Source organism: Arthrobacter sp. UYP4 (genome assembly GCF_057291175.1).
The window spans coordinates 703,747-728,435 of the sequence record NZ_JBXAVU010000001.1; the positions used below are offsets into that span (position 1 = coordinate 703,747).

Annotated in this window: 21 protein-coding genes and 1 riboswitch; of the genes, 5 read left to right on the plus strand and 16 right to left on the minus strand. The window is 71.0% G+C overall.

Translation table 11 applies throughout. The features are described 5' to 3' along the window. Positions 1-17: 17 nt before the first annotated feature. The 8 genes from trmD to ffh all read right to left on the minus strand — a co-directional run bounded on the left by trmD (position 18) and on the right by ffh (position 6,692). A complete protein-coding gene (gene trmD, locus AC0Z9V_RS03315; RefSeq protein ID WP_459268131.1) occupies positions 18-809 on the minus strand; it encodes a tRNA (guanosine(37)-N1)-methyltransferase TrmD in 792 nt (263 codons plus the stop codon). Beyond that, positions 809-1,384 (minus strand): ribosome maturation factor RimM, encoded by a 576-nt coding sequence (gene rimM, locus AC0Z9V_RS03320; RefSeq protein ID WP_485140686.1) that lies wholly within the window; start codon positions 1,382-1,384, stop codon positions 809-811. Before rimM ends, trmD begins: the two co-directional genes overlap by 1 nt. A gap of 106 nt (positions 1,385-1,490) precedes the next feature. After that, positions 1,491-1,736 (minus strand): RNA-binding protein, encoded by a 246-nt coding sequence (locus tag AC0Z9V_RS03325; protein WP_104118497.1) that lies wholly within the window; start codon positions 1,734-1,736, stop codon positions 1,491-1,493. Between the two features lies 1 nt (position 1,737). Then, positions 1,738-2,142, minus strand: coding sequence for a 30S ribosomal protein S16 (rpsP, locus tag AC0Z9V_RS03330; protein WP_104118496.1), 405 nt, complete (start codon positions 2,140-2,142; stop codon positions 1,738-1,740). Between the two features lie 154 nt (positions 2,143-2,296). Next, positions 2,297-3,196 (minus strand): VOC family protein, encoded by a 900-nt coding sequence (locus AC0Z9V_RS03335; RefSeq protein ID WP_485140687.1) that lies wholly within the window; start codon positions 3,194-3,196, stop codon positions 2,297-2,299. 58 nt (positions 3,197-3,254) lie between these two features. Continuing rightward, entirely contained in the window at positions 3,255-4,361 is a 1,107-nt protein-coding gene (locus AC0Z9V_RS03340; protein ID WP_485140688.1) for an amidohydrolase family protein, read from the minus strand. A gap of 25 nt (positions 4,362-4,386) precedes the next feature. After that, on the minus strand, positions 4,387-5,097 hold the full coding sequence (locus tag AC0Z9V_RS03345; RefSeq protein ID WP_485140689.1) for an alpha/beta fold hydrolase: 711 nt from the start codon (positions 5,095-5,097) through the stop codon (positions 4,387-4,389). Positions 5,098-5,105: 8 nt separating this feature from the next. Further along, positions 5,106-6,692, minus strand: coding sequence for a signal recognition particle protein (gene ffh / locus AC0Z9V_RS03350; protein ID WP_133080696.1), 1,587 nt, complete (start codon positions 6,690-6,692; stop codon positions 5,106-5,108). A 179-nt stretch (positions 6,693-6,871) separates the two neighbouring features. Between ffh and AC0Z9V_RS03355 the strand changes: the two genes are divergently transcribed. Next, entirely contained in the window at positions 6,872-8,311 is a 1,440-nt protein-coding gene (locus AC0Z9V_RS03355; RefSeq protein ID WP_485140690.1) for a glucose-6-phosphate dehydrogenase, read from the plus strand. 90 nt (positions 8,312-8,401) lie between these two features. Here the strand turns inward: AC0Z9V_RS03355 and AC0Z9V_RS03360 are convergent, their stop codons facing one another. From AC0Z9V_RS03360 to ftsY, 3 genes are all read right to left on the minus strand, one after another. Then, positions 8,402-8,740, minus strand: coding sequence for a P-II family nitrogen regulator (locus AC0Z9V_RS03360; protein ID WP_043445797.1), 339 nt, complete (start codon positions 8,738-8,740; stop codon positions 8,402-8,404). Beyond that, positions 8,737-10,068, minus strand: coding sequence for an ammonium transporter (locus tag AC0Z9V_RS03365; protein ID WP_459290086.1), 1,332 nt, complete (start codon positions 10,066-10,068; stop codon positions 8,737-8,739). Before AC0Z9V_RS03365 ends, AC0Z9V_RS03360 begins: the two co-directional genes overlap by 4 nt. A gap of 205 nt (positions 10,069-10,273) precedes the next feature. Continuing rightward, the gene (gene ftsY / locus AC0Z9V_RS03370; protein WP_208741381.1) at positions 10,274-11,467 is read right to left on the minus strand and encodes a signal recognition particle-docking protein FtsY; all 1,194 of its coding nucleotides are present in this window, start codon (positions 11,465-11,467) and stop codon (positions 10,274-10,276) included. 64 nt (positions 11,468-11,531) lie between these two features. Between ftsY and AC0Z9V_RS03375 the strand changes: the two genes are divergently transcribed. Next, positions 11,532-12,875: an MFS transporter gene (locus AC0Z9V_RS03375; RefSeq protein WP_485140691.1), complete on the plus strand. Its 1,344-nt coding sequence runs from the start codon at positions 11,532-11,534 to the stop codon at positions 12,873-12,875. 46 nt (positions 12,876-12,921) lie between these two features. On the opposite strand, the gene smc is transcribed toward AC0Z9V_RS03375, so the two are convergent. Then, the gene (gene smc, locus AC0Z9V_RS03380; protein WP_485140692.1) at positions 12,922-16,536 is read right to left on the minus strand and encodes a chromosome segregation protein SMC; all 3,615 of its coding nucleotides are present in this window, start codon (positions 16,534-16,536) and stop codon (positions 12,922-12,924) included. A gap of 240 nt (positions 16,537-16,776) precedes the next feature. Between smc and AC0Z9V_RS03385 the strand changes: the two genes are divergently transcribed. From AC0Z9V_RS03385 to AC0Z9V_RS03395, 3 genes are read left to right on the plus strand one after another with little or no spacing between them, the layout of a single operon-like run. Next, complete coding sequence (locus tag AC0Z9V_RS03385) at positions 16,777-17,802, plus strand: 3-oxoacyl-ACP synthase III (RefSeq protein WP_459268126.1); 1,026 nt, start codon at positions 16,777-16,779, stop codon at positions 17,800-17,802. Next, the gene (locus AC0Z9V_RS03390) at positions 17,796-20,429 is read left to right on the plus strand and encodes an alpha/beta fold hydrolase (protein ID WP_485140693.1); all 2,634 of its coding nucleotides are present in this window, start codon (positions 17,796-17,798) and stop codon (positions 20,427-20,429) included. The genes AC0Z9V_RS03385 and AC0Z9V_RS03390 overlap by 7 nt, the downstream gene beginning before the upstream one ends. Further along, positions 20,426-21,394: an NAD-dependent epimerase/dehydratase family protein gene (locus tag AC0Z9V_RS03395; protein WP_459290094.1), complete on the plus strand. Its 969-nt coding sequence runs from the start codon at positions 20,426-20,428 to the stop codon at positions 21,392-21,394. Before AC0Z9V_RS03390 ends, AC0Z9V_RS03395 begins: the two co-directional genes overlap by 4 nt. Positions 21,395-21,522: 128 nt before the next feature. Here the strand turns inward: AC0Z9V_RS03395 and AC0Z9V_RS03400 are convergent, their stop codons facing one another. The 4 genes from AC0Z9V_RS03400 to rpmF form a co-directional block, all read right to left on the minus strand. After that, positions 21,523-22,389 (minus strand): C40 family peptidase, encoded by an 867-nt coding sequence (locus AC0Z9V_RS03400; RefSeq protein ID WP_485140694.1) that lies wholly within the window; start codon positions 22,387-22,389, stop codon positions 21,523-21,525. A gap of 2 nt (positions 22,390-22,391) precedes the next feature. After that, positions 22,392-22,576: riboswitch (cyclic di-AMP (ydaO/yuaA leader) on the minus strand. 132 nt (positions 22,577-22,708) lie between these two features. Beyond that, positions 22,709-23,671 carry a bifunctional DNA-formamidopyrimidine glycosylase/DNA-(apurinic or apyrimidinic site) lyase gene (mutM, locus tag AC0Z9V_RS03405; RefSeq protein WP_485140695.1) on the minus strand — a complete coding sequence of 321 codons (963 nt, stop codon included), beginning with the start codon at positions 23,669-23,671 and terminating at the stop codon, positions 22,709-22,711. Next, the gene (gene rnc / locus AC0Z9V_RS03410) at positions 23,672-24,409 is read right to left on the minus strand and encodes a ribonuclease III (RefSeq protein WP_133080707.1); all 738 of its coding nucleotides are present in this window, start codon (positions 24,407-24,409) and stop codon (positions 23,672-23,674) included. A gap of 74 nt (positions 24,410-24,483) precedes the next feature. Then, positions 24,484-24,687 (minus strand): 50S ribosomal protein L32, encoded by a 204-nt coding sequence (gene rpmF / locus AC0Z9V_RS03415; RefSeq protein ID WP_043445822.1) that lies wholly within the window; start codon positions 24,685-24,687, stop codon positions 24,484-24,486. Positions 24,688-24,689: the final 2 nt, after the last annotated feature.

A 24,689-nucleotide genomic window follows, 5' to 3' on the forward strand; every position in this document is an offset into this window, starting at 1 on the left:
AGGGGCGGCGCAGACTGCTAATGCTCCGGCCGGATCAGCCTGCCGTCGACGACGTCGAATCCCGCTGCGCGCAGGGCCTTGAGGTCCACCTTCGTCAGTGCCCCGGTGTCGACGCCTGCCAGGAGGTCCGGGCGCCGTTCGGCCGTCCGGTGGAACTGCTCGAGGCGCCGCCACTCGGCGATCTTCGCGTGGTTCCCGCTGAGGAGGACCTCGGGGATGTCCCGGCCCCGCCAGGACGAGGGTTTCGTGTACACCGGGTATTCGAGCAGGCCGTCGGAGTGGGACTCCTCGACGAGCGACTCCGGGTTGCCGACGACGCCGGGGATCAGGCGCCCCACGGCCTCGACCATGGCGAGGACGGCCACCTCCCCGCCGTTGAGGACGTAGTCGCCGAGCGAGACGGGCCGGACGTCGAAGTCCCCGCGCGCCCAGTCGATCGCCCGCTCGTCGATGCCCTCGTAGCGGCCGCAGGCGAACACCAGGTGATCGAGTTCGGCGAGCTCGTACGCCATGGCCTGGTCGAACACCGCGCCGGCGGGCGAGGGGACGATCAGGGTGGGGCGCCGCTCCGCCGCGGGGGCTCCGTCGAGGACGGATTCGAGGGCCTGCGCCCAGGGCTCGGCCTTCATGACCATGCCCGCCCCGCCCCCGTAGGGCGTGTCGTCGACGGTCCGGTGCCGGTCCGTCGTGAAGGAGCGGAGGTCGTGCACGCGTACGTCGAGGACGCCGTCCTGCCGCGCCTTGCCGATGAGCGACAGGTCGAGGGCGGCGAGGTACTCCGGGAAGATGGAGACGACGTCGATCCGCACTAGCCGCGCGCCCCGCCCTCGGGTGCTGCGACGTCGTCGCCGTCGTCGGGCGCCTGATTGGAGCCCGGGGTGTTGAGGTCGAAGAGCCCGGCCGGCGGCACGATGGTCACGAAGCCGGCCTCGGGATCGACGTCGGGGACGATCTCGCCGACGAACGGGACGAGCGCCTCATGGCCGGTGGTGAGTTCGACGACGAGGAGGTCCTGGACGGCCATGGTCCGCAGGCCCGTCACCTTGCCCACGGATTCGCCGTCGACCCGGACGTCCAGTCCCACGAGCTCGTGCTCGTACCAGGCGTCGTCGTCCGCGTCCTCCGATCCGGCGGTATCGAGGAAGAGCTTCGCCTCGCGCAGCGTCTCGGCCTGGTTGCGGTCGGGGACCTGCTCGAAACCGACGATCAGGATGTCCTTGTTCCAGCGCGCCTTGACCACGGTCAGCTCGGTCACCGCGGCGTCCTCGACCCGGAAGGTCTCGCCCGGTTCGAAACGGTCCTCGGGAGCGTCCGTGAAGAGCTGGACCGTCACCTCGCCCCGGATGCCGTGGGGCTTGCCGATCCTGGCTACCAGTACTTCCATCGCGCTGCTCCTGCTGGGTGTGGTCGGTGTACATGAGATCGGCCCCACCACCAGGTACTGGTAGTGGGGCCGATCGGAAGTTCGTGCCGTGAAAGCTCTGGCGGGGTCAGCCCCGGCGGCGGTCGGTGTCCACGACGTCGACCCGTACCGGCTCGCCGTCCGCGAGGGCGGCGACCACGGTGCGCAGCGCCCGGGCGGTGCGCCCCTGGCGGCCGATCACGCGGCCTAGGTCCTCCTGGTGGACGCGCACCTCGAGCGTCTCGCCGCGACGGTTGTTCTTCGCGGAGACCCGGACGTCGTCCGGGTTGTCGACGATGCCGCGGACGAGGTGCTCCAGAGCTTCGGCCAGCAACTTACTCTGCCTCGGTGGCTTCCGCGGCGGCGTCGTCGTTCTTCTTCGCCTTCGGCGTGATGGCCTCGGGGACGATCACCGAGCCCTTCTCGGGGGCGACGAACGACTCCTTGGCTGCCTTGGTCCTCAGGGTGCCTTCCTGGCCCTTGAGTCCCTTGAACTTCTGCCAGTCACCGGTGATCTTCAGCAGTACGGAGACCTGCTCGGTCGGCTGGGCGCCGACGCCGAGCCAGTACTGCGCACGCTCGGAGTTGATCTCGATGAACGAGGGCTCCTCGGTGGGGTTGTACTTACCGATCTCTTCGAGGGCACGGCCATCACGCTTGGAGCGTGCATCCATGACGACGACACGGTAGAAAGGTGCGCGGATCTTGCCCATGCGCTTGAGGCGAATCTTTACGGCCACTTGTGTGGTCACTCCTTGTAAATGAAAAGGGGCGAACCCGTCGTCCTGCTCCCGTGGGGCGGGCCATTTCGAGGGGTTCAAAGGACACAATTCACGCACAGAGAGAGGGGCTGCACGGATCGAGTACGAGTCCATTGTGCCAGACGGCGGGAAATTAGGCGATTCCGCCGCCCTGGCCGGGGACGGCCACGCGCAGCCGGTTGCGCCAGGGATCCTCGAAGCGCAGCTCGGCCCCCGTGGAGTGGTTCGCGACGCCCGCGGAGGACAGCCGGTCGGCCAGGGCGCCCACCTCGTCGGCGGACGGCACGCTGATCAGGACCTCGCCCAGGCCGAGCGTGTCCTTGCGGGGTCCGGCTCCCCTGCTGTTCCAGACGTTCATGGCCATGTGGTGGTGGTATCCGCCGGCAGACACGAACAGTGCCTGGTCGTGCCAGCCCGCAGTCCGCTCGAAGCCGAGCACGTCCACGTAGAACCGGCGCGCGGTGTCGACGTCGCCCACCTGCAGGTGCACGTGGCCCACGTCCGCGCTCCTCGATGCGGCGTCGGACACGGCCGCCTCGGTGAGGTGCTCGTCGATGTACGCCTGCGGGGACAGGGGCAGGCTGTCCATGACGACCGAACGGTTCCCCCGCGCGTCCTGCGACCAGTCCCAGGTGTCCCTCGGGCGGTCGAAGTACAGCTCGATACCGTTGCCCTCCGGGTCGGTGAAGTAGAACGCCTCGCTGACGAGGTGGTCGGCGCTGCCGACGAAGGAGCTGAGCGGATGCCGGGCGGCCGAGGCGACGGCCGCTGCGAGGTCGGAACGGTCGGCGAACAGGAGCGCCGTGTGGAACAGTCCGGCCTCCCCGCGCGGCGGGAGATGCAGGTGCCGGGCCTCCTCGAGGCGGACCGCGGCCTTCCCCCGGCGCCCGAGGACGACTGCGTCGGCGCCGTCCTCGAGCACCTGGAGGCCGAGAGCCGTGGCGTAGTAGGTGGACAGGAGGGCGAGGTCGCCGACCTTGAGGGTCAGCGTCCCCATGGTGGTGTCGGTGGGCAACAGGTCCTGCGGGTGCATTGCGGCTCCTCGGGCGGTCGACGGTCGGTCACCCCGTACAACTAATTGAAGCTTCAAGTTATTCCGCTGCCGCGGTCCGCACAACGGCTCCGCGCAGGACGACGGCCCGGAGGGAGGCGAGGGTGCCGATGTCCTGGCGGGGATCGGAGGAGCACACCACGGCGTCGGCGCTCGCACCCTCCTCGATGCCGGGGAAACCGAGCCAGCGCCGCGCCGCCCAGCAGCCGGCGTCGAGCGCCGCCGACGCGCCGAGACCCGCGGCGGCGAGCGCGGCGATCTCGTCGGGGAGCCGGCCGTGCGCGATCACGCTGCCGGCGTCGGTTCCCGCGTAGACCGGGATGCCGGCGTCGTAGGCACGGCGCACCATCTCCTCCCGCCCACCCCACAGGCGCCGCATGTGCGCCGCGTAGTCGGGGAACTTCTGCTGCGCGCCGTCGGCGATGACCGGGAACGTGTCGATATTGACGAGCGTGGGCACGATCGCCACACCCTGCTCCACGAAACGGGGAACGTGCCGGGGCAGCATGCCCGTGGCGTGCTCGATGCAGTCGATCCCGGCGTCGAGCATGCCGTCGAGCGTCGCGGCGGCGAAGCAGTGGGCGGTGACGCGCGCCCCCTCGGCGTGGGCGGCGTCGACGGCGTCCCTGAGCGCGGCGGGCGGGAAGGCGGGGACGAGGTCTCCGACGGACCGGTCGATCCAGTCCCCCACGATCTTCACCCAGCCGTCCCCGAGCCTCGCCTGGTCGGCCACGGCGCCGGCCAGCTGCGCGGGTTCCACCTCGACGGCATAGTCGCGGAAGTAGCGCCGGGTACGGGCGACGTGCCGGCCGGCCCGCACCAGGCGCGGCAGGTCCGCGCGGCGCTGCACCCACCGGGTGTCGTTGACGACGCCGGCGTCGCGGACGAGGAGCGTCCCCGCGTCCCGGTCCTGCAGGGCCTGCTGCTCGGCCAGGGCGTCCGGCACACGGCCCCGCCGGTCGAGCCCGATATGGCAGTGCGCGTCGACGAGGCCGGGCAGCACCCAGCCCGAGAGGGTCTGCACGGGGGTGCCGGGCGGCCTCGCGAAGGTGAACCGGCCGTGCTGCACGTAGACGTCGGGCACCGTGCGCGTCGGCGACAGCAGCACCGTACCGGTGAGGTGGAGGAACCCCTCGGGATGCGTCACGGCGCCCGGCGGGCCGGGACGGCGGTCACGCCGCCGCCCGCACGGTACCGGCGCGCAGGAAGGCCCGGATCAGTGCGTCCCCCTGCGGCGTGTCGTGGGGGCGGTGGCCGCCGGGGACGACGCGGTGCACGGCCCCGGTCCCGGCGAGGTACTCGGCGACCTCCTCGTAGAGCGGCTCCCAGCCCCCGGTGAGGACCAGGGTCGGCACCCCGGGCACGATCGACAGCGGCGCCTCCCACGGCGGGCTCTGCAGCCGCAGCCTCGCGGCATCCCGACGCTCCTCCCCCGAGGTGGCCGGCCGCGCGTCCGCGGAGAACATGCGGCGCACGAACGCGCGGAGGAACTCCTCGTCGGACAGGGCGTGGCGCTCGGCGAACAGCGGCGCCATCAGCTCGATGTGGGCACGGGTGGCAGGGAGGTCCGCCGTCAGGGAGAGGCACGCCGGCTCGACGAGGGTGAGGGAGCGCACGAGGTCCGGGCGTTCGACGGCGAGCATCATCGCGGAGACCGCGCCCTGCGAGTGGGCGACGACGTGTCCGCCGTCGCCCAGAGCCTCGGCGACGATCTCCTGGTCACGGCCGTGGTCGGTCGGCAGCGGATCCGCCTCCGGGGCGAACCCGTGCCGCCGCAGGTACAGGCAGTCGAAGTCGAGCGACAGTCCGTGCTGCTTCGGCCAGGCCGCGGCGCCGAAGCTGCCGCTGCCGTGGACGAAGACGACCCGCTCGAGGTTCGGCACCGCCCGCGCTACTTCCCGAGGAACTTCTCGAAGCCCTTCGGGAGGTTCATGGCCGACGGGTCGAAGTCCGGCTGCCCGCCGCCGAACGCGGCCCCGGTGGGTGCCGCGGTACGGGCGGCGGAACGGCGTGCCTCGGCGTCCTGCAGCTCCTGGGCCGCCTTCGCGGGATTGCCCGAGCGGGGCTTCTTCTTGCCCTTGGCCGCAGCCGCCTTCGTCTTGCGGGGGCCGCCGAACCCGCCGGGGCCCGCCATGCCGGGCATCCCGGGGATGCCGCCTCCGGAAGCCATCTTCTTCATCATCTTCTGGGCCTGCGTGAAGCGTTCCAGCAGGCCGTTCACCTCGGACACGTGCACGCCCGAGCCACGGGCGATCCTCGCGCGGCGGGACCCGTTGATGATCTTGGGTGCGACGCGCTCGTGCGGTGTCATCGAGCGGACGATCGCCTCGACGCGGTCGATCTCCCGCTCGTCGAAGTTCTCCAGCTGCTCGCGCATGTTGGCGGCACCGGGCATCATCATGAGCATCTTCTTCATGGACCCCATGTTGCGGATCTGCTGCATCTGCGCCAGGAAGTCGTCGAGCGTGAAGTCCTCCTGGTCGGCGAACTTCTTCGCCATCCGGGCCGCTTCGTCCTTGTCCCAGGACTGCTCCGCCTGCTCGATCAGGGTCAGGATGTCGCCCATGTCCAGGATGCGCGAGGCCATCCGGTCCGGGTGGAACAGCTCGAAGTCGTTCAGTCCCTCACCCGTGGAGGCGAACATGACCGGCTTGCCGGTCACGGACGCGACCGAGAGCGCCGCACCACCGCGGGCGTCGCCGTCGAGCTTCGTCAGGACGACGCCGGTGAAGTCCACGCCCTCGTTGAACGCGAGGGCCGTGTTGACGGCGTCCTGGCCGATCATCGCGTCGATGACGAACAGGACCTCGTCGGGGCTGATGGCCGCGCGGATGTCCGCGGCCTGCTGCATCAGTTCGGCGTCCACGCCCAGGCGGCCGGCCGTGTCGACGATGACGACGTCGTGCAGGCGGGCGCGCGCCTCGGCGACACCCTGGCGGGCCACGGCGACGGGGTCGCCCGTCGCGGCCTCGAAGTCGGAGCTGACACCCGGGTGGGGGGCGTAGACGGGAACACCGGCGCGCTCACCGTTGACCTGGAGCTGGCGCACGGCGTTGGGGCGCTGGAGGTCGCAGGCGACGAGCAGGGGGCTGTGCCCCTGGCCCTTGAGCCACTTGGACAGCTTGCCCGCGAGCGTGGTCTTGCCCGCGCCCTGGAGGCCGGCCAGCATGATGACGGTCGGCGGGTTCTTCGCGAGCTTGATGCGCCGGGTCTCGCCGCCGAGGATCCCCACGAGTTCCTCGTTGACGATCTTGACGACCTGCTGGCCCGGGTTCAGGGCCTGGGACACCTCGAGGCCGAGTGCGCGTTCCTTGACGGCGGCCGTGAAGGCCCGGACCACGGGGACTGCGACGTCGGCGTCGAGCAGGGCACGCCGAATCTCGCGGACGGTGGCATCGATGTCCGCCTCGGTGAGGCGGCCCTTGCCGCGGAGGTTCTTGAAGGTCGCAGTCAGCCGGTCGGAGAGTGAATTGAACACGTGCCGTGAACTACTTTCATCGGGAGATTTGGAGATCCAACTCCCAAGCCTACCAACTGGGGTCCACCGAGGGGTGTCCTTCCGGCGGCAGGCGGCGGTGCACCACGTCCCGGGAGCGCAACCGGCGACGCATTGCCCGAGTGCGGGACAGGCACAGGGATAAGTGGCAAGGTGAAGAGGTGGATACTCACTCTCTCGCAGAACATGACACCATTCCCGCCGAGGCCGACACCCGGGTCAAGACACTCCTCATCCTGGGGGCGTCCGGGGACCTCACGGGGCGCCTGCTGCTCCCGGGTCTGGCACGGCTCATCCGGCTCGGGCGCGCCGACGGGCTGAAGCTCGTGGGCGCGGGATCCGACGACTGGACGGACGAGCAATGGCGCGAACGCGTCGACGGGGCGTTCGCCGCGGCCCTGGAGAAGGCCGACGACGCCGGTCGGGCGTCGCTCAAGCAGGTGCGGGACAACAGCTCGTACCATCTAATCGACGTCACCCAGGACGGCCTGGCCGACCTGGTGCAGACGCTGGAGGGGCCGGTGGCGCTGTACTTCGCCCTGCCCCCGGCCATCAGCCAGAAGGCCTGCAGCGCCCTGGGGCCGGACTCGCTGCCGAAGAGCACGCGCCTCGTCATGGAGAAGCCCTTCGGGACGGACCAGGCGTCGGCGCACAGCCTCAACGACAAGCTAGCCGGACTCGTCCCGGAGCAGAACATCCACCGCGTGGACCACTTCCTCGGCAAGGCGACGGTCTTCAACATCCTCGGGCTGCGCTTCGCCAACCGGATCCTCGAACCCGTCTGGAACAACCTGCACATCGAGAAGGTCGAGGTGATCTTCGACGAGGATCTCGCGCTCGAGAACCGCGCGCGCTACTACGACGGCGCGGGTGCCCTGCGGGACATGATCCAGAGCCACCTGCTGCACGTCATGGCCCTCCTGGCGCTCAACGCGCCGTCGACCCTGCACGAACGCGACCTGCGGGACCATATCGGCTCGATCCTCCGGGCGAGTTCGGTGGACCTCGACAGCTCGGGCAGCAGCCGTCGCGCCCGGTACACCGCCGGCACCATCGGCGACCGGCAGATCCCCGACTACGCCGCGGAACCCGGCGTCGATCCGTCGCGGGGCACCGAGACCCTCGCGGAGGTCACCGTGTCGATCAACAACGAACGCTGGTCGGGCGTCCCGTTCGTGCTCCGCTCCGGCAAGGCCCTCGGCGTCAAGCGCAAGGAGGCGGTCATCACGTTCCGGCCCGTCAGCCACCTCCCCGTCGGCTTCACCGGGCAGGACGCACCGACGAAGCTGCGCATCGGCTTCGGCCCCGACACCCTGCAGCTCGAACTCGACGTCAACGGACCGGGCGACATCTTCTCGCTCGACCGGGCGACCCTCAGTGCGGACCTCAACGAGACCGACCTGCTCCCCTACGGCGAGGTGCTCGACGGCGTGCTCGCGGGAGATCCGACCCTCTCCGTCCGTGGTGACACCGCCGAGGACTGCTGGCGCATCGTGGAACCGGTCCTGCGCGCCTGGTCGGAGGACCGGGTGCCGCTCGAGGAGTACCCGGCAGGGTCGGGCGGGCCCGAGTCCTGGCCGTCCTCGCACGGCCGGGCCTAGCCGCCGGCCCGACGCATACACAAAGGAAGGGCTGCCACATCGTGGCAGCCCTTCCTTGTGTATGACCGGCGTCCCGGTGTTGCCCCGTCCCTAGAGTGCGGCCTCTCCGCGCTCACCCGTGCGGACGCGGACCGCTTCCTCCACGGGGATCACCCATACCTTGCCGTCGCCGGCCCGGCCCGTGTTGGCCGTGGAGACCAGGACGTCGACGATGTCGGTGACCCAGGCGTCGGCGACGAGGACCTCGACGCGCGCCTTCTGCAGGAGGTCCACCGTGTACTCGGCCCCGCGGTACACCTCGGTGTGGCCGCGCTGGCGGCCGTACCCGCTGGCCTGGCTGACCGTGAGGCCCTGCACGCCGTAGTTCTCCAGGGCGCCCCTGACGCCGTCGAGCTTGTCGGGACGAACGATCGCTGTCACCAGTTTCATGAATGTATGCCCTCCGTGACGTTCTGCTGGGTGGTCTGTGGCTGCGCGGTCTTCTGCTGAGACAGCGCCTGCTCGGCGAAGGGGTGGAAGGATCCGCCCACTCCCAGGCCGCCGAATTCGTAGGCGGTCTCGGCGTGCTCCGAGAGGTCGATGCCGGACACCTCGTTGTCGGAGCTGACGCGGAACCCGATGGTCTTGTGGATCGCGAGTCCGATGATCGCGGTCATGATCGCGGACAGTGCGATGGCGATGGCCGCCGCGACGATCTGGGCGACGAGCTGGCCGACGCCACCGCCGTAGAAGAGTCCGCCACCCGCGCCCTCGACGGGCAGTGCGATGAACCCGAGGGACAGCGTGCCGACGATACCGGCGACGAGGTGGACGGCGACGACGTCGAGCGAGTCGTCGAAACCGAGGCGGTACTTGATGCCGACGGCGAGGGCGCAGACCGCTCCCGAGACGATCCCGAGGCCCACGGCGCCGATCGGGCTGACGTTGGCGCAGGCCGGGGTGATGGCGACGAGTCCGGCCACGATCCCCGATGCGGCACCGAGGGAGGTGGGGCGGCCGTCGCGGATGCGTTCGGTCATGAGCCAGCCGACCATCGCGGCCGCGGGGGCCGCCATGGTGTTGACCCAGATGAGGCCGGCCTCCTCGGCCGTGCCCGCGGCGCCTCCGTTGAAGCCGAACCAGCCGAACCACAGGAGTGCGGCGCCGAGCATGACGAACGGGATGTTGTGGGGGCGCTGCGCGGGGTCCTTGCCGAAGCCCTGCCGCTTGCCGAGGATCAGCGCGAGGACCAGAGCGGCGACGCCGGCACTGATGTGGACGACCGTGCCACCCGCGAAGTCGATGGCCTCACCGACGGCACCACCGACGGCGCCGTCGGCGCTGAGGAGTCCGCCACCCCAGACCATGAAGGCGAGGGGGCAGTAGACCAGGGTGACCCAGATCGGCACGAACAGTGTCCAGGCGCCGAACTTCGCGCGGTCGGCGATCGCCCCGCTGATGAGCGCCACCGTGATGATGGCGAAGGTGGCCCCGTAGCCGGCGCCGATGAGGTCCTCGGTCCCGATCAGGCTGGTCAGCCCGAAGGAGGCGAAGGGGTTGCCGAAGAGCTGTGCGACGCCGTCCCCGCCGGTCATCGAGTAGCCCCAGAGGACCCAGACGACTCCCACGAGCCCGACGGCGACGAAGCTCATCATCATCATGTTCAGTGCGGCCTTGGCGCGCGTCATCCCGCCGTAGAAGAAGGCGAGGCCGGGGGTCATGAGGAGTACGAGGGCGGCTGAGATCATCACCCAGACGTGACCTGCTGTCAGATCCATCAAACACGATCCTTCCAAAGGGGCGGGGACTTCCCGCTCCTCCAGAATGCGATGATCGTGTTTCCGTCCCTGGGGCATCACATTGCCGGCAAGTTACAACACTCTCACCGACGTAAAAGACGCGTGACACCGATGTTTCCGGCAGGTTTCCCTTGTGTCGGATCGCTGCCGGCGTCCGATCGGGGACCGGGCGCCCCGCCCGGGCTCAGTTCAGCAGTGCGTCGACGAAGCTCTCGGCGTCGAAGGGTGCGAGGTCGTCAGCACCCTCGCCCAGTCCGATCAGCTTCACGGGCACCCCGAGGCTGCGCTGGATGGCCACCACGATGCCGCCCTTCGCGGTGCCGTCCAGCTTGGTCAGGACGATACCGCTGATGTTGACGACCTCGGCGAACACCCGCGCCTGGTTGAGCCCGTTCTGCCCTGTGGTGGCATCCAGGACCAGCAGGACCTCGTCGACGGTGCCCTGCTTCTCGACCACGCGCTTGACCTTGCCCAGTTCGTCCATGAGGCCGACCTTGTTCTGCAGCCGTCCCGCCGTGTCGATGAGGACGACGTCCACCTCCTGCTCGATGCCCGCCTTCACGGCCTCGAAGGCGACCGAGGCCGGATCGGCGCCGTCGACGTCGGACTTGACCGTGGGCACACCGACCCGGGCACCCCACGTGGCCAGCTGCTCGGCGGCGGCTGCACGGAAGGTGTCCGCCGCCCCCAGAAGCACATCCTTGTCATCGGCCACCAGCACGCGTGCGAGCTTGCCGACGGTGGTGGTCTTGCCGACACCGTTGACGCCCACCACCATCACGATCGCGGGGCGGTCGGCATGGCGCTGCGTGGCGAGGGAACGGTCCATCGACGGGTCCACGAGCTTCACCAGTTCCTCGCGGAGCATGTCCTTGACCTCGGCCGGGTTGCGGCTGCCGGCCACCTTCACCCGCTCGCGCAGGGCATCGACCAGTTCCAGGGTCGGCTCGGTGCCGAGGTCTGCGAGGAGGAGCGTCTCCTCGACCTCGTCCCAGACGTCCTCGTCGATCCTGTCCCTGGACAGCAGGGCGAGGAGGCCCTTGCCGAGGGCGTTGTTCGACCGCACCAGGCGGGCACGCAGTCGCGCCAGCCGGCCCTGGACCGGGTCCACGGTGTCGAGGCGCTCGGCGGGAGGAGCCTCCTCGAGGCCGCTGAGGTCGTCGGGCACCAGGACATCCGTGGTGACACCGTCCGGTTGGTCGAGGACATCCAGCGACGTGGCGCCGTGGGCAGGGCCCGCCACCTGGTCGTCGGCGTCGCGCGGTGAGGAGTAGAGCCCCGGCGGCGTGCGCCTGCCGCGCACCAGGAGGATCGCGAGCGACCCGATCACGGCGATCGCGAGGATGACGAAGATGACAGGCAGAAGGATGTCGTTCACTGATCCACCTTCTCATACGGGCCGATTGAGGATCCTGTCGACGCAGTGGCAGAATGCGAGGACCATGGCCGGACTCCCTCGCGCGCGCAAGCACTCCCCCTTCCGGTTCCTCCCCGGGAGCCGTCGGGTCCCGCGGACGCAGGAACCCGCCCCGGTGCGCGAGAGCATCCCCCGCGAGATCCGTGTCCTCATCGCCGCGGCCTTCGTGATCGCCATCGGCTTCGGGCTCGTGGCCCCGGTCCTCCCGCAGTTCGCGCAGAGTTTCGACGTCGGCGTGACCGCGGCGTCCGTGATCGTCAGCGCCTTCGCGCTCACCCGGCTGCTCTTCGCACCGGCGGGCGGCTGGCTCGTCGAGAGGCTCGGCGAGCGCCCGGTCTACATCCTCGGGCTGCTCATCGTCGCCCTGTCCACGGCCGCGTGCGCCTTCGCCGCCGACTACTGGCAGTTGATGGTGTTCCGCGGACTGGGCGGTATCGGGTCGACGATGTTCACCGTCTCGGCCATGGGCCTGATCGTCCGGCTGGCCCCACCCGCCATCCGCGGCCGCGTCTCCGGTGCCTACGCCACCGCTTTCCTGCTCGGCAGCATCGGCGGTCCCATCCTCGGAGGCCTGCTGGCGGGTCTCGGTCTCCGCGTGCCGTTCCTCGTCTACGCCGGTGCCCTGCTCGTCGCTTCCGCCGTCGTCTTCTTCCAGCTCCAGGGGACGTCCCTGGCCGACCGCCAGGCCGCGCGCGACCAGGCTCCGCTGACGGTCCGCGAGGCGCTCCGCGACTCCGCCTACCGGGCGTCGCTCGTGTCGAGCTTCGCGAACGGGTGGTCCTCGTTCGGCATCCGCATGGCGCTGGTGCCGCTCTTCGCGACGGCGGTCCTGAGCGCTGGGCCGGGGATCGCCGGCATCTCCCTGGCGTTCTTCGCGGCGGGCACCGCACTGGCCCTGACGGTGTCGGGGCGGCTCGCCGACACCGTCGGCAGGAAGCCGCTGGTGGTCGCCGGGCTCCTGGTGAACGGCGCCGCCATGGCCGCCCTGGGATTCTCCGGCAACGTCGTCGTGTTCCTGGCGATCTGCGTGCTCGGTGGAGTGGGCACCGGCCTCCTGAACCCGGCCCAGCAAGCCGCCGTCGCGGATGTGATCGGCAACGGTCGCAGCGGCGGCAAGGTCCTGGCCGGCTTCCAGATGAGCTCCGACCTCGGTGCGATCTTCGGGCCGATCGTCGCCGGCGTGATCATCGACCGCCTGTTCGTGGGGTCCTACGACCTGGCCTTCGTGGTCACCGGCGCCCTGGCGGCCGTCGCCGCCGCCGTCTGGCTGGCGTCCCGGGAGACGCTCCCCCGCGTACCCCTCGGCGACCCGACCGCAGCCCGGCCGGGTGCCGACCGGACGGGAACCGCTCCGCCGCGGCGACCGTAGCCGGTCCCGCCGGCGAGCCCCTGTGCGGGCGGAACGGGCGGTACGGCTAGGTGAGGACCTGCTCGACCTCGGCCGCGAGGCGCTGGCTGATGACGGTGGACACGCCGTCGCCGCGCATCGTGACTCCGTAGAGCGCGTCGGCCACCTCCATCGTCCGTTTCTGGTGCGTGATGATGATCAGCTGGCTCGACTCCCGGAGCTCCCGGAAGATCGTGATCAGGCGGCCGAGGTTGGTGTCGTCGAGGGCGGCTTCCACCTCGTCCATGACGTAGAACGGCGATGGCCGTGCCTTGAAGATCGCCACGAGGAGCGCCACGGCGGTCAGCGACCGCTCGCCGCCGGACAGCAGCGACAGCCGCTTGATCTTCTTGCCCGCGGGCCGGGCCTCGACCTCGATGCCGGTGGTGAGCATGTCGGAGGGATCCGTGAGCACGAGCCTGCCTTCGCCGCCCGGGAACAGGGTCGCGAACACGCGCTCGAACTGCTCCGCCGTGTCGCGGTAAGCGGCCGTGAACACCTGCTCCACGCGCTCGTCGACCTCCCGGATGATGTCCAGCAGGTCCTTGCGGGTCGCCTTGAGGTCCGCCAGCTGGGTGCTGAGGAACTGGTGGCGTTCCTCGAGCGCCGCGAATTCCTCGAGGGCGAGCGGATTGACCTTGCCCAGCGCCGCGAGGTCGCGTTCGGCACGCTTCAGCCGCTTCTCCTGCTGCTCGCGGACGAACGGGACGCCCTGCGGCACCGGATTGCCGTCGTCGTCGACTGGTGCCCGCAGTGCAGCCCACTTGTCACCGCCGGCGGAGTCCTCCGGCACCGGCAGGTGCGGACCGAACTCGTCGACGAGGTGGTCCGGCGTCAGGCCGAGCTCCTCGATGGACCGGTTCTCGAGCGCTTCGATACGGAGCCTCTGCTGCGTGCGTGCAAGCTCGTCGCGGTGCACGGAGTCGGTCAGGCGGGCGAGCTCGACGCCGAGGTCGGCGTTCGTCGCGCGGACCTCCTGCAGCTCCGCGTCCTGCTGCTCACGCAGGCGCTCCGCGGCGTCCCGCTGCTGCACGGCGACCTCGACCGATCCTGCGGCGAGCCGTTCGGCGTGGCGGGCGGCCCGCGCGACGGCGGCGGCCTTGAGTGCCTGGGCCCGCCGGATCCTCGCCTTCTCCGCGGCCTGCTCCCGCGCGCGGCGCTCGGACTGCGCCGCGCGCTCCAGCGATGCCGCCCGGTTGGCGAGCGCGGACAGCTGCTCCTCGCGGCTGCGCAGGGCGAGGCGGGCCTCCAGCTCGGCCTGGCGCGCGTCGACCGCTGCACGGTGCAGGGCGTCGCGCTGCCCGGTGGAGGGTTCGGCCTCGACGGGCTGCTCCTGCAGCTCCCGGAGTCGCCGCGCCGCATCCTCGAGTCGTGTCTCCTCCTGGGCGAGGTTCGCCTCGGCTGCGTGCATCAGGGCCGTCAGTCGTTCGGCCTCCCCGGAGGCCGACCGCAGGCCCGCGTTGAGCCGGCCGAGCCTCTCGGCGACGGCGGCCATCCGCGCGTCTGATTCGTGGAGTCGCTCGAGCGCGGCGTCCACCCGCTGCTGCGCGGCGTCCCGTTCGGTCCTCGCCCCCGAGAGCCGGAAGCGCAGGCGCTCGGTCGAGGCGACCGCCTGCGCGAGCCGTTCCTCCGTCTCCTCGGCGGCCGCGCGGAGTTCGAGATAGCCCGCCGCGCCGGGGGTGCCGCCCGTTGCGGAATACCGGGACAGGACGTCCCCGTCGCGCGTGACGGCGACCGGGGTGCTGCCGTCCTCGATCACAGCCCGGGCGTGGGCGAGGTCCGTGACCACGACGACGCCGTCCAGCAGGCTCTCGAGCGCGGCCCGGAGCGGCGGCGGAACGGTCACGACGGACAGCACGGGGACGGGGTCGTCGGAATCCCGGAGCGCCGGCCCGAACTCCGCCTTCGCCTGGAGCCCGCCCTCCACCGCGCCGGTGGCGACGACGAGCGAGACCTGGCCGGCGTCCTCGGTCTTCAGGAGCTGCAGGGCGTCGACGGCAGCGGCGATGCCCTCCACCGTCACGGCGTCGGCCCGCGCACCGAGGGCAGCGGCGACGGCCTTCTCGAAGCCCGGAGCGACCTGCAGCAGCTGGGCGAGCGGCATGGACACGCCGTCGAGCCCGGCGGCCAGGAGGGCACCGGACCCGTCACGCTGCTGCAGGCCTTCGCGCTGCGCCTCCAGCCGCGCGGCCAGTGCGCCGCGGTCCCGCTCCGCGGAGCGTTCCTCATCGACGAGGATCCGCAGCCCGTCCGTGATGGACGCGAGGACGGCCGATGCCTCCTCGTACTCGGCGTCGAGGCCCTCCTCGCCCTCCTCGTCCCCGGCCACCTGGCTCTCGAGCGCCGTGAAGTCACGCTCGGCGGTGCTGCGACGCTCCTCGGCAGCAGCGATGGACGCGCGGAGGCGGCCGAGTTCGGCGACGGCTGCCTCGACGCGGGAGCGTGCGGCTCCCACCGTGCCCGCGAGCCGCGCATCGCCCTCGCGCCGGTCGGCCGCGGCGCGGAGCAGCCGGGCGAGCCGGGCATCCTCGGCCGATGCGGCGTCCTCGGCGACGCGGCGGGCAGTGAGTGTCTCCTCGAGCACGCGTCCCAGCGACGCCACCTCGTCCTGCAGCGCGGCCACCTCGGTACGGACACGCTCGGCCTGCCGGTCGAGGGAGTCGGGGTCACGCCCCGACTCGGGTTCCGTGCCCCCCTGGCCGAGGAGGTGCCCCCGGTCCTCTGCGCGGGCGGCGAGCGCGGAGAGCCTCTCGCGCGCACTCGACAGGGCGTACCAGGTCTCCCGCGCCCTGTTCAGGGCCGGGACGGACGCCGCCGCGGCCCGCTCGAGGTCCGCCTGGCGTTCCTGCCCGGCGCCGAGGGTCTTCTCGACCTCCTCGCGACGCGCCTGGAGCGCCGCCTCCGCGGCGACGTCCCGCTCGAAACCGGACCGGAGGGTCACCAGCTCGTCCGCGAGCAGCCGGGATCGCGCGTCGCGGACCGCGAACTGCACCTGCTGCGCCCGGCGGGCGACCTCGGCCTGCTTCCCCAGCGGGGTCAGTTGCCGTCGCAGTTCGGCCGTGAGGTCGGACAGCCGCGCGAGGTTGGCCTGCATTGCGTCCAGCTTCCGCACGGTCTTCTCCCGGCGGCGGCGGTGCTTCAGGATGCCGGCGGCCTCCTCGATGAAGCCCCTGCGCTCCTCGGGTGTCGCGTGCAGCACCTTGTCGAGCTGGCCCTGGCCCACGATCACGTGCATCTCGCGACCGAGCCCCGAGTCCGAGAGGAGTTCCTGGATGTCGAGCAGGCGGCAGTTCTTGCCGTTGATGGCGTACTCGGACCCGCCGGCGCGGAAGAGGGTGCGGGAGATGGTCACTTCGGAGTACTCGATCGGCAGGGCGCCGTCCGCGTTGTCGATGGTGAGCGAGACGTGGGCCCGTCCCAGCGGGGCACGGCCGGACGTCCCGGCGAAGATGACGTCCTCCATCTTGCCGCCGCGCAGGGTCTTTGCGCCCTGCTCCCCCATCACCCAGGCGAGGGCGTCGACCACGTTGGACTTGCCCGAGCCGTTCGGACCGACGACGGCGGTGACGCCGGGCTCGAAGTCGAAGGTGGTCGCCGAGGCGAAAGACTTGAACCCCCGCACGGTTAGACTCTTCAGATGCACAGTGTCAGGATCTCCAGGTGGAATGGGACCTCCCCAATCTACTGGAACGCACCGACTGTGCGGAGTATTGGGCAGGCAACACCATGGACGCGCACGATTTCGGCGTGACCGCCCGATGCAATCAGAAGTAGGCTTACAAAAGTTTCAGCAGTATCCAGTATTCAGAGGCGTCCGGGCCGATCCATTCGTGGGTCCCTCACGGCCAACCACCGGCGCTGACCAGTTGACGAGGCAGGAAATTTGACCGGTAACGCGACGTTTCGACATGAAAACACGGCCTTGCTCGCCGTCACGAGTGTGGAGGCGCCGGTAGTCGTCAGTTCCGCCGAGTTCGACGAACGACTGGCCCCCAGCCTGAAGAGGCTCCGCCTCTCGAAGCGGCTCCTCGAACGCGTGGCCGGGGTGACGGAACGGCGTTGGTGGTCTCCCGGGTCCGATTTCGACGACGCCGCGATCGAGGCGGGGGCCAAGGCCATGGCCGAGGCCGGTATCGAGCCGGGCGACGTCGGGCTGCTCATCAACACGTCGGTGACCCGCCGCAACCTCGAACCCTCGGTCGCCGTGAAGATCCACCACTCGCTGGGGCTGCCCTCGTCCGCGATGAACTTCGACCTGGCCAACGCCTGCCTCGGGTTCGTCAACGGGATGACCCTCGCCGCGAACATGATCGATTCCGGCCAGATCAAGTACGCCCTGATCGTCGCCGGCGAGGACGCCCAGCGGACCCAGGAGGCCACCTTCAAGCGCCTCAACCGCGAGGACTCGACGCGCGAGGATTTCCTGAGCGAGTTCGCGACCCTCACGCTCGGCTCCGGCGCGGCCGCCGCGGTCATCGGCCCGGCCGACGCCCACCCCGGGTCCCACCGCATCCTCGGCGGCGTCTCCCGTGCGGGGACGCAGCACCACGAGCTGTGCGTCGGCGGCATCGACGGGATGTACACCGACACGAAGGGACTGCTCGACGGCGGCCTGGAGCTCGTCGTCACGGCGTGGCACGAGGCGCAGGCGGACGGCTGGGCGTGGGACGCGATGGACCGCTACGTCACCCACCAGGTCTCCAACTCCTACACCAACGCCATCATCAAGGCCGTCGACCTCGAGCGTGAGCGCGTCCCGATCACCTTCCCGCACTGGGGCAACGTGGGGCCGGCCTCCCTGCCGATGACCCTCGCCCAGGAGTCGCAGTCCCTCACCCCCGGGGACCGGGTGCTGTGCCTGGGCGTCGGCTCGGGCCTGAACACCTCCATGATGGAGATTGCGTGGTAGAACTCCCCGGCGTCGACCCCTCGTGGTCGGCGTACATCGACGTGCCCTCGACCAGCGGGGCCGACGCCCCGGGAACCAGCCACCGCTGGCACTACCTCGACAACGGGCTCGGCGCAGGTGCCGATGACGAGGTCACGGGAACGCTCCTGTGCGTCCACGGCAATCCCACCTGGTCCTACCTGTGGCGGAGCTACCTCGCTGCCGGTCGCACGGCCGGCTGGCGCGTAATCGCGGTGGACCAGCTCGACATGGGCTACTCCGACCGCACCGGCGCGTTCCGGCGCCTCGAACACCGCATCACCGACCTCGAGGATTTCGTCGCCGCCGTCGGCCTCGCGGGTCCCGTGGTCACGGTGGGGCACGACTGGGGCGGCGTCGTCAGCCTCGGCTACGCCGACCGCAACCGCAGGGACCTGGCGGGCGTGATCCTGACCAACACGGCCATCCACCAGGATCCGGCCCGGCCCATCCCGGCACCCCTGCGGCTCGCCCTGGCACCCGGCGTGCACGGCCTGGGCACGAGGACCAGCACGGCCTTCCTCGACGTGACCCTCTCCCTCGCCCGGCCGGCGCTGGAGCGTGGGGTCCGCCGCGCGTTCCGCGACCCGTACCGTACGTCGGCAGCCCGCGAGGGCATCGCCAATTTCGTCTCCGACATCCCCGCCGACCCGTCCCACCCGAGCTTCGCCGCCCTCACCGCGGTCGCGGAGGGCATCCGCAGCCTGGCCGTGCCCGTGCTGATGATGTGGGGCCCGCACGACCCGATCTTCTCGGACCCCTACCTCGAGGACCTCGCCCGCCGCCTCCCCGCCGCGGACATCCATCGTTTCGAGCAGGCCGGCCACCTGGTGCAGGAGGACGCCGACACGGCGTCGACCGCCATGGAGTGGCTCGGCATCCGGTCCGTGGGCGTGCCCCGACCGGACCGGTCCGGCGACAGCGCCCCGGAGGACCGTCCCTACACCCCGCTGGGCCGGCGGATCACCGAGCTCGCCGCCGGTCCCGAGGCAGGGACGACGGCGGTCGCCGAGATGGCTCCCGCGGGCACGCCGCGGACGCTGACCTGGCGCGAGCTCTCCGACGACGTCGACGCCGTGGCCGCCGGCCTCACCGCGCTCGGCTACGGTGCGGGCAGCAGGGTCAGCCTGCTCGTCCCGCCCGGAGTGGACCTCACCGTCCTGATCTACGCCTGCCTGCAGATCGGCGCCGTGATCGTCGTCGCCGATGCCGGCCTCGGCGCGCGCGGCCTCAACCGTGCCGTCAAGGGGTCCGCACCCGACGTCGTGATCGGCATCGAACACGCCCTCCTCGCAGCCCGGGCCTTCGGCTGGCCGGGTCGGCGGATCAGTGCCGCTCCCCTGCCTGCCGCTAAGAAGAAGGCGCTGCGCGTCGAGGCGTCCTTGAACGACCTCCGTGCCGCCCGGCCGGTCGCCGGAGCACCGCGCGCCGCGCCCGCGCCGGACACCGACGCCGCCATCCTCTTCACCTCCGGGTCCACCGGTCCGGCCAAGGGCGTGGTGTACACGCACCGCCGGCTCTCGGCCATGCGCGACGCCGTGGAATCCACCCTCGGGCTGGGACCGGGCGCCTCTCTCGTCGCAGGATTCGCACCCTTCGCCCTGCTCGGCCCGGCCCTCGGCGCGACGTCGGTGACCCCGGCCATGGACGTCACCGCCCCGCGGACCCTGACGGCGCGGGCACTGGCCGATGCCGCGGCCGCGATCGACGCCACCGTCGTCTTCGCGTCGCCGGCGGCGCTGCGCAACGTCCTGGCGACGTCGGCCGACCTCCCTGCGGCCGGCCGGTCGGCTCTGGAGCGGATTACCCTGATGCTCTCCGCCGGGGCGCCGATCCCGGTACCGCTGCTCGAGGAGGTCCAGGCACTCGTCCCGTCCGCGGCCCTCCACACGCCCTACGGCATGACCGAGTCCCTCCTCGTCGCCGATATCGACCTCGACGGCATCCGGGCCGCCGCGACGGCGGCCGAGGCGGGACTGGACGGCGCCGGCAACGGCGTGTGCGTGGGTCTCCCGGTGCACGGCGCACGCGTCGCGGTCAGCCCGCTCGACGGCACGGGTGAGGCAACCGGCGAAGCCACCGGGACTCCCGGCGTGACGGGCGAGATCCTCGTCGACGCTCCGCACGTCAAGGATCGCTACTTCCGCCTCTGGCGCACCCAGGAGGACTCGGCACGGACGCGCCCGTGGCATCGCACCGGCGATGTCGGCCACTTCGACGCCGACGGCCGCCTCTGGGTCGAAGGACGGCTCGGCCACGTCATCACCGCACCGGGAGGGGTGGTGACCCCGGTGGGACTCGAGCAGTCGCTGGAGGCACTCGACGGCGTCCGCCTCGCCGCTGTCGTCGGCGTCGGCCCCTCCGGCGCGCAGGCTGTGGTGGCGGTCGTCGAGACGACGACGCCGGGTCGTCGTCGCCCCCGGCTCGCTGATGCGTCGCTCGCCGCTGCCGCCCGCGATGCGGCCGGCGCGCGCGGCGTGGACCTCGCTGCGGTCGTCTCGGTCCCCGCGCTGCCGGTGGACATCCGGCACAATGCGAAGATCGACCGCGCACGGGTCGCGGCCTGGAGCGGACGGTTCCTCGCCGGCGGGCGGGCCGGCTCCCTGTGACCGTCCTCGTGACGGGCGCCAGCGGGATGCTCGGCCGCGCGGTCGCCGGACAGCTCCTCGCCGACGGCCACGACGTTCGGTGCTTCCAGCGCCGCCCGTCGGGTGTCGTCGGTGCCGCCGACGTACTGGGCTCCATCGAGGACGACGCGGCGGTGACCGCCGCGGTCCGGGGGTGCGACGCCGTGATCCACCTCGCGGCGAAGGTCTCCTTCACCGGCCGCGCCGCCGACTTCGACAGGACCAACGTGGACGGGACCCGGCGCCTGCTCGATGCCGCCCGGCGCGCCGGCATCCCCGACGTCGTCCACGTCTCCTCGCCCTCCGTGGCGCACGACGGCACGTCCCTGGTCGGCGCGTCCGCCGGTCCCGCGGACCCGGGGACCGCACGAGGCGACTACGCCCGGACCAAGGCCGCGGCGGAGGTGCTGGCGCTGCGACGCTCCACGGCGTCGTTCCGCGTCGCCGCGGTGCGCCCGCACATCGTCTGGGGACCCGGTGACACGCAGCTCGTCGAGCGCGTCGTCGACCGGGCCCGGCGGGGACGGCTGCCGCTGCTCGACGGTGGCACCGCACTGATCGACACCACCTACGTGGACAACGCGGCGTCGGCGATCGTCGCCTGCCTCGCCCGTATCGGCGAGGCGCAGGGCCAGGCCTTCGTCGTGACCAACGGTGAGCCGCGGCCCATCGCGGAGCTGCTCGCAGGGATCTGCCGCGCCGCCGGCGTCCGCCCACCGGCATGGTCGGTGCCCGGATCGGTAGCACGGGCGGCGGGGACGGTCATCGAACGCGCCTGGCTGGCGCTCGGCCGCGCCGAGGAGCCGCCCATGACCCGCTTCCTGGCCGAACAGCTGTCCACCGCACACTGGTTCGACCAGCGGCGGACCCGGGCCGTGCTCGACTGGACGCCGGGGGTCAGCATCGACCAGGGGTTCCAGCGCCTCGCGGCGCACTACGGCGGCTGAGGACGCGGGCCCGGGCGGGAACGCGCCGCCACGGCCTCTCGCCGGGTACGCGGAAGGGCGGGATGCCCCGCATCCCGCCCTTCTGCGTACCTGTACCTGGGACGACCGGCTGACGCCGGTCGCGATTCCTAGCGGGTGTAGTACCCGTCCACCGACATGGCGTTGACCGAGTGCACCAGCGTGCCCTGCGAGGGGTTCAGGGCGCTGACCATCTGGCCGTTGCCGAGGTAGATACCGACGTGGCTTCCACCGTTCTGGCTCACCAGGTCGCCCGGCTGCGGGTTGCTGGTGGGGGTGAGAGCAGCGAACTGCGACCAAGTGGTGCGCGGCAGGCTGATGCCGTTCTGCGCGTAGACCCACTGCACGAAGCCGGAGCAGTCCCAGCCGCCGAACGAGGTTCCGCCGTACACGTAGCCCGAGCCGATGCCCTGCATGGCCGTGCCGACGATGCCTCCGCCGGCGGGGCTGATCGAGGCGGACTGCGTGCTGAGTCCGGTGGTGTTCCCCGAGAAGACTGCGGGTGCTGCCACGGGTGCGGGTGCCGCCACGGGTGCCGGTGCCGCGATCGCTGCGGGGGCAGCGACGATCGTTGCGGACTGGGCGGAGTACTGCTGGGGAGCGGCAGTACCGGTGAGCGCGAGGGCCTGACCCGGGTAGATGACCGAGCTGTAGCCGAGTCCGTTGGCCGTGAACAGCGTGTCGAGGCCGACGCCGTGCGAGGCAGCGATGCTGCCCAGCGTGTCGCCGGCCTGGACGGTGTAGGTGCCCGCCGCGACGGTGGACGCCGCGACCTGCTCGGGTGCGGCCTGCAGGGTGATCTCGCCTGCGGCACTCGCGGGGAGCGCTGCGCCGAACATGATCCCGGATGCTGCGACGACGACGGCGGCGGGCTTGCCGGCCACCGAGGCACTCGCGGAGATCGCGCGGGAGGCGGTGAGAAGGGGGTTGGTGCGCGTGGGGACGGCCCGGTGGCGCGCTGAAGTGCTCTTGGACATGATCATGCCTTTCCCAATGCCTGCGAAGTTAGCTGTCGGGTTCGGATGGGACATCCGGACGTGCTGTTCTCGTTCCAGCGAACATGCGCTGGTCGACACGCGTCTTTACCCCTAGGACTCAGGACTGAGTCCGCTATCGGTTCCCCCGCCCCTGTCGAATGTGTAGTGCGAACGGTCCGTCCTCATCGACAGGGTTAGGCAGAGTGAGGAGGGGCGCCCCTCCGTTGTGGAGCGGGCGCGGGGTCAACGGTACCCGTTGAGCTTCCGGTTGTCACGTTTGGGTTACGGCGCCGACGGTGCCATAATCCCCCCGCGCCGACTAGGCCCGAGCGTTCCGCGGCCTCGGCTGGCAGTACGGGCAGAGGGACGATGACCTGTTCATGAAGGCTTCGCGCCGGATGAGGGTCGAGCGCCCTTCGGCTGCGCAGCGACGGCAGGGTTGCCCGGCACGGCCGTAGGCTTCGAGGTCGCGGGCGAAGTAGCCCGACGCGCCGTTGACGTTGACGTACAGCGCGTCGAAACTCGTGCCACCGGCGTCCAGGGCCCGGGTCATGACCGTGGTGACCGCCTCGACGATACGGAGGGTGTCGGGACGGCGCAGAGTGTCCGTGGGGCGCGCGTAGTGGAGTCTCGCCGCCCACAGCGCCTCGTCCGCGTAGATGTTGCCGATCCCCGAGATGAGGCCCTGGTCGAGGAGGGCACGCTTGAGGCCCGTCCTCCGCTCGCGGAGACGCCGGTGGAAGGATTCGACGGAGAACGCGGGATCGAGCGGGTCACGCGCGATGTGCGCGGCCTGGTGCGGGATGAGAGGCAGATCCGTGTCTCCGCGACCACCCGGCGCGCCGTCGGCGGTGGGCTCGAGATCGGCGACGAACATGCCCCCGAAGATCCTCTGGTCGACGAACCGGAGGTCGGCGGGGAGCGGGGCACCCTCGTCGTCGACGGCGGTGGAGAGCCGAAGGCGCACCTTCAGGTGTTTCTCGAGGGGGGCCTCCAACTCCTCGATGAGCAGCTGACCGCTCATGCCGAGGTGCGCCATCAGTGCGACGTGCGGGACGTCACGGGGGGCGTCCGGGTCCTGGAGGGTCATCCAGAGGAACTTCCCGCGCCGCACCACGTCCGTGACGCGTGCTCCGGTGACGTTGCCGCGGAAGTCCTCGACGCCTGCGACGTGGCGTCGCAGCGACCGCGGGTCCACCACCTCGACGGCCTCGACGGTGCGGCCCGTGACCCAGCGCGCCAGCCCACGCCGTACCACCTCGACCTCGGGCAGTTCAGGCACTCAGGGTCCGGGGGGCGCTGCGGGCGCGTCGTGCGGTTCGCCGTCGGGCGTCGTCCCGGGCCCGGGTGCGAGCAGCTTCCAGGAGGCGGCAGCAGCCTCCTGCTCCGCCTCCTTCTTCGAGTGGCCGCACCCGGAGCCGTACTCGACGCCGCCGATCACGAGGCGCGCGGTGAACGTACGGGCGTGGTCGGGACCGGCGCCCACCACCTGGTAGTCGATCAGGCCGAGCCGGCGGGCGGCCGCGGTCTCCTGGATGCGGGTCTTCCAGTCCGTGCCTTCGCCGAGGACAGCGGAGTCGCGCAGGAGCGGCCCGATGAGCCTCATGACCATGGCCCTCGCGATCTCGATCCCGTGGCTCAGGTAGGCAGCACCGATGACGGCCTCCATGGTGTCCGCGAGGATGGATGCCTTGTCCCGGCCGTTGGTGAGCTTCTCGCCCTGTCCGAGCAGCACGTGACTGCCGAGGTCGAGCGTGCGGGCCACTCCGGCGAGCGCCCTGGTGCTGACGACGGCGGACCGCCGCTTGGCGAGCTCACCCTCGGAGAGGTCGGGGTTGTCCCGGTACAGGGCGTCGGTCACCGAGAGGCCGAGCACCGAGTCGCCCAGGAATTCGAGCCGCTCGTTGGTGGGGATCCCGCCCTTCTCATAGGCGTAGGACCGGTGCGTCAGGGCAAGACGAAGCGTCTCGGTGTCGATATCGACACCGAGACGCCTCGTGAGTTCTTCTGTATTCTTCACAACCGCATCAGCTGATCCAGCATCGAACGGGTGCCCACTGCAGCACCGGGCATGCAGCGGGCCGCACCCCGTTGTCAGACGTCGGCTACCTTGCGGCCCTTGTACTCGAGGAACAGCGGGGTACCGGCTGAATCGGTGACAACCTTGGCCTGGTGGGCGAGGCTGTAGGTGACGCGACCGTTCTCGAGGGTCTTGACCAGCTTGGGGGCGGTTGCCTTCCACTGGGACCGGCGTGCACGGGTATTCGCGCGGGACATCTTCCGCTTCGGGACAGCCACGG

Coding starts and splice junctions, on each gene's coding strand:
- AC0Z9V_RS03375 (WP_485140691.1), top strand. CDS start 11,532: ATGGCCGGACTCCCTCGCGCGCGCAAGCACTCCCCCTTCCGGTTCCTC.
- rimM (WP_485140686.1), bottom strand. CDS start 1,384: ATGGAAGTACTGGTAGCCAGGATCGGCAAGCCCCACGGCATCCGGGGC.
- AC0Z9V_RS03400 (WP_485140694.1), bottom strand. CDS start 22,389: ATGTCCAAGAGCACTTCAGCGCGCCACCGGGCCGTCCCCACGCGCACC.
- AC0Z9V_RS03335 (WP_485140687.1), bottom strand. CDS start 3,196: ATGCACCCGCAGGACCTGTTGCCCACCGACACCACCATGGGGACGCTG.
- AC0Z9V_RS03360 (WP_043445797.1), bottom strand. CDS start 8,740: ATGAAACTGGTGACAGCGATCGTTCGTCCCGACAAGCTCGACGGCGTC.
- AC0Z9V_RS03365 (WP_459290086.1), bottom strand. CDS start 10,068: ATGGATCTGACAGCAGGTCACGTCTGGGTGATGATCTCAGCCGCCCTC.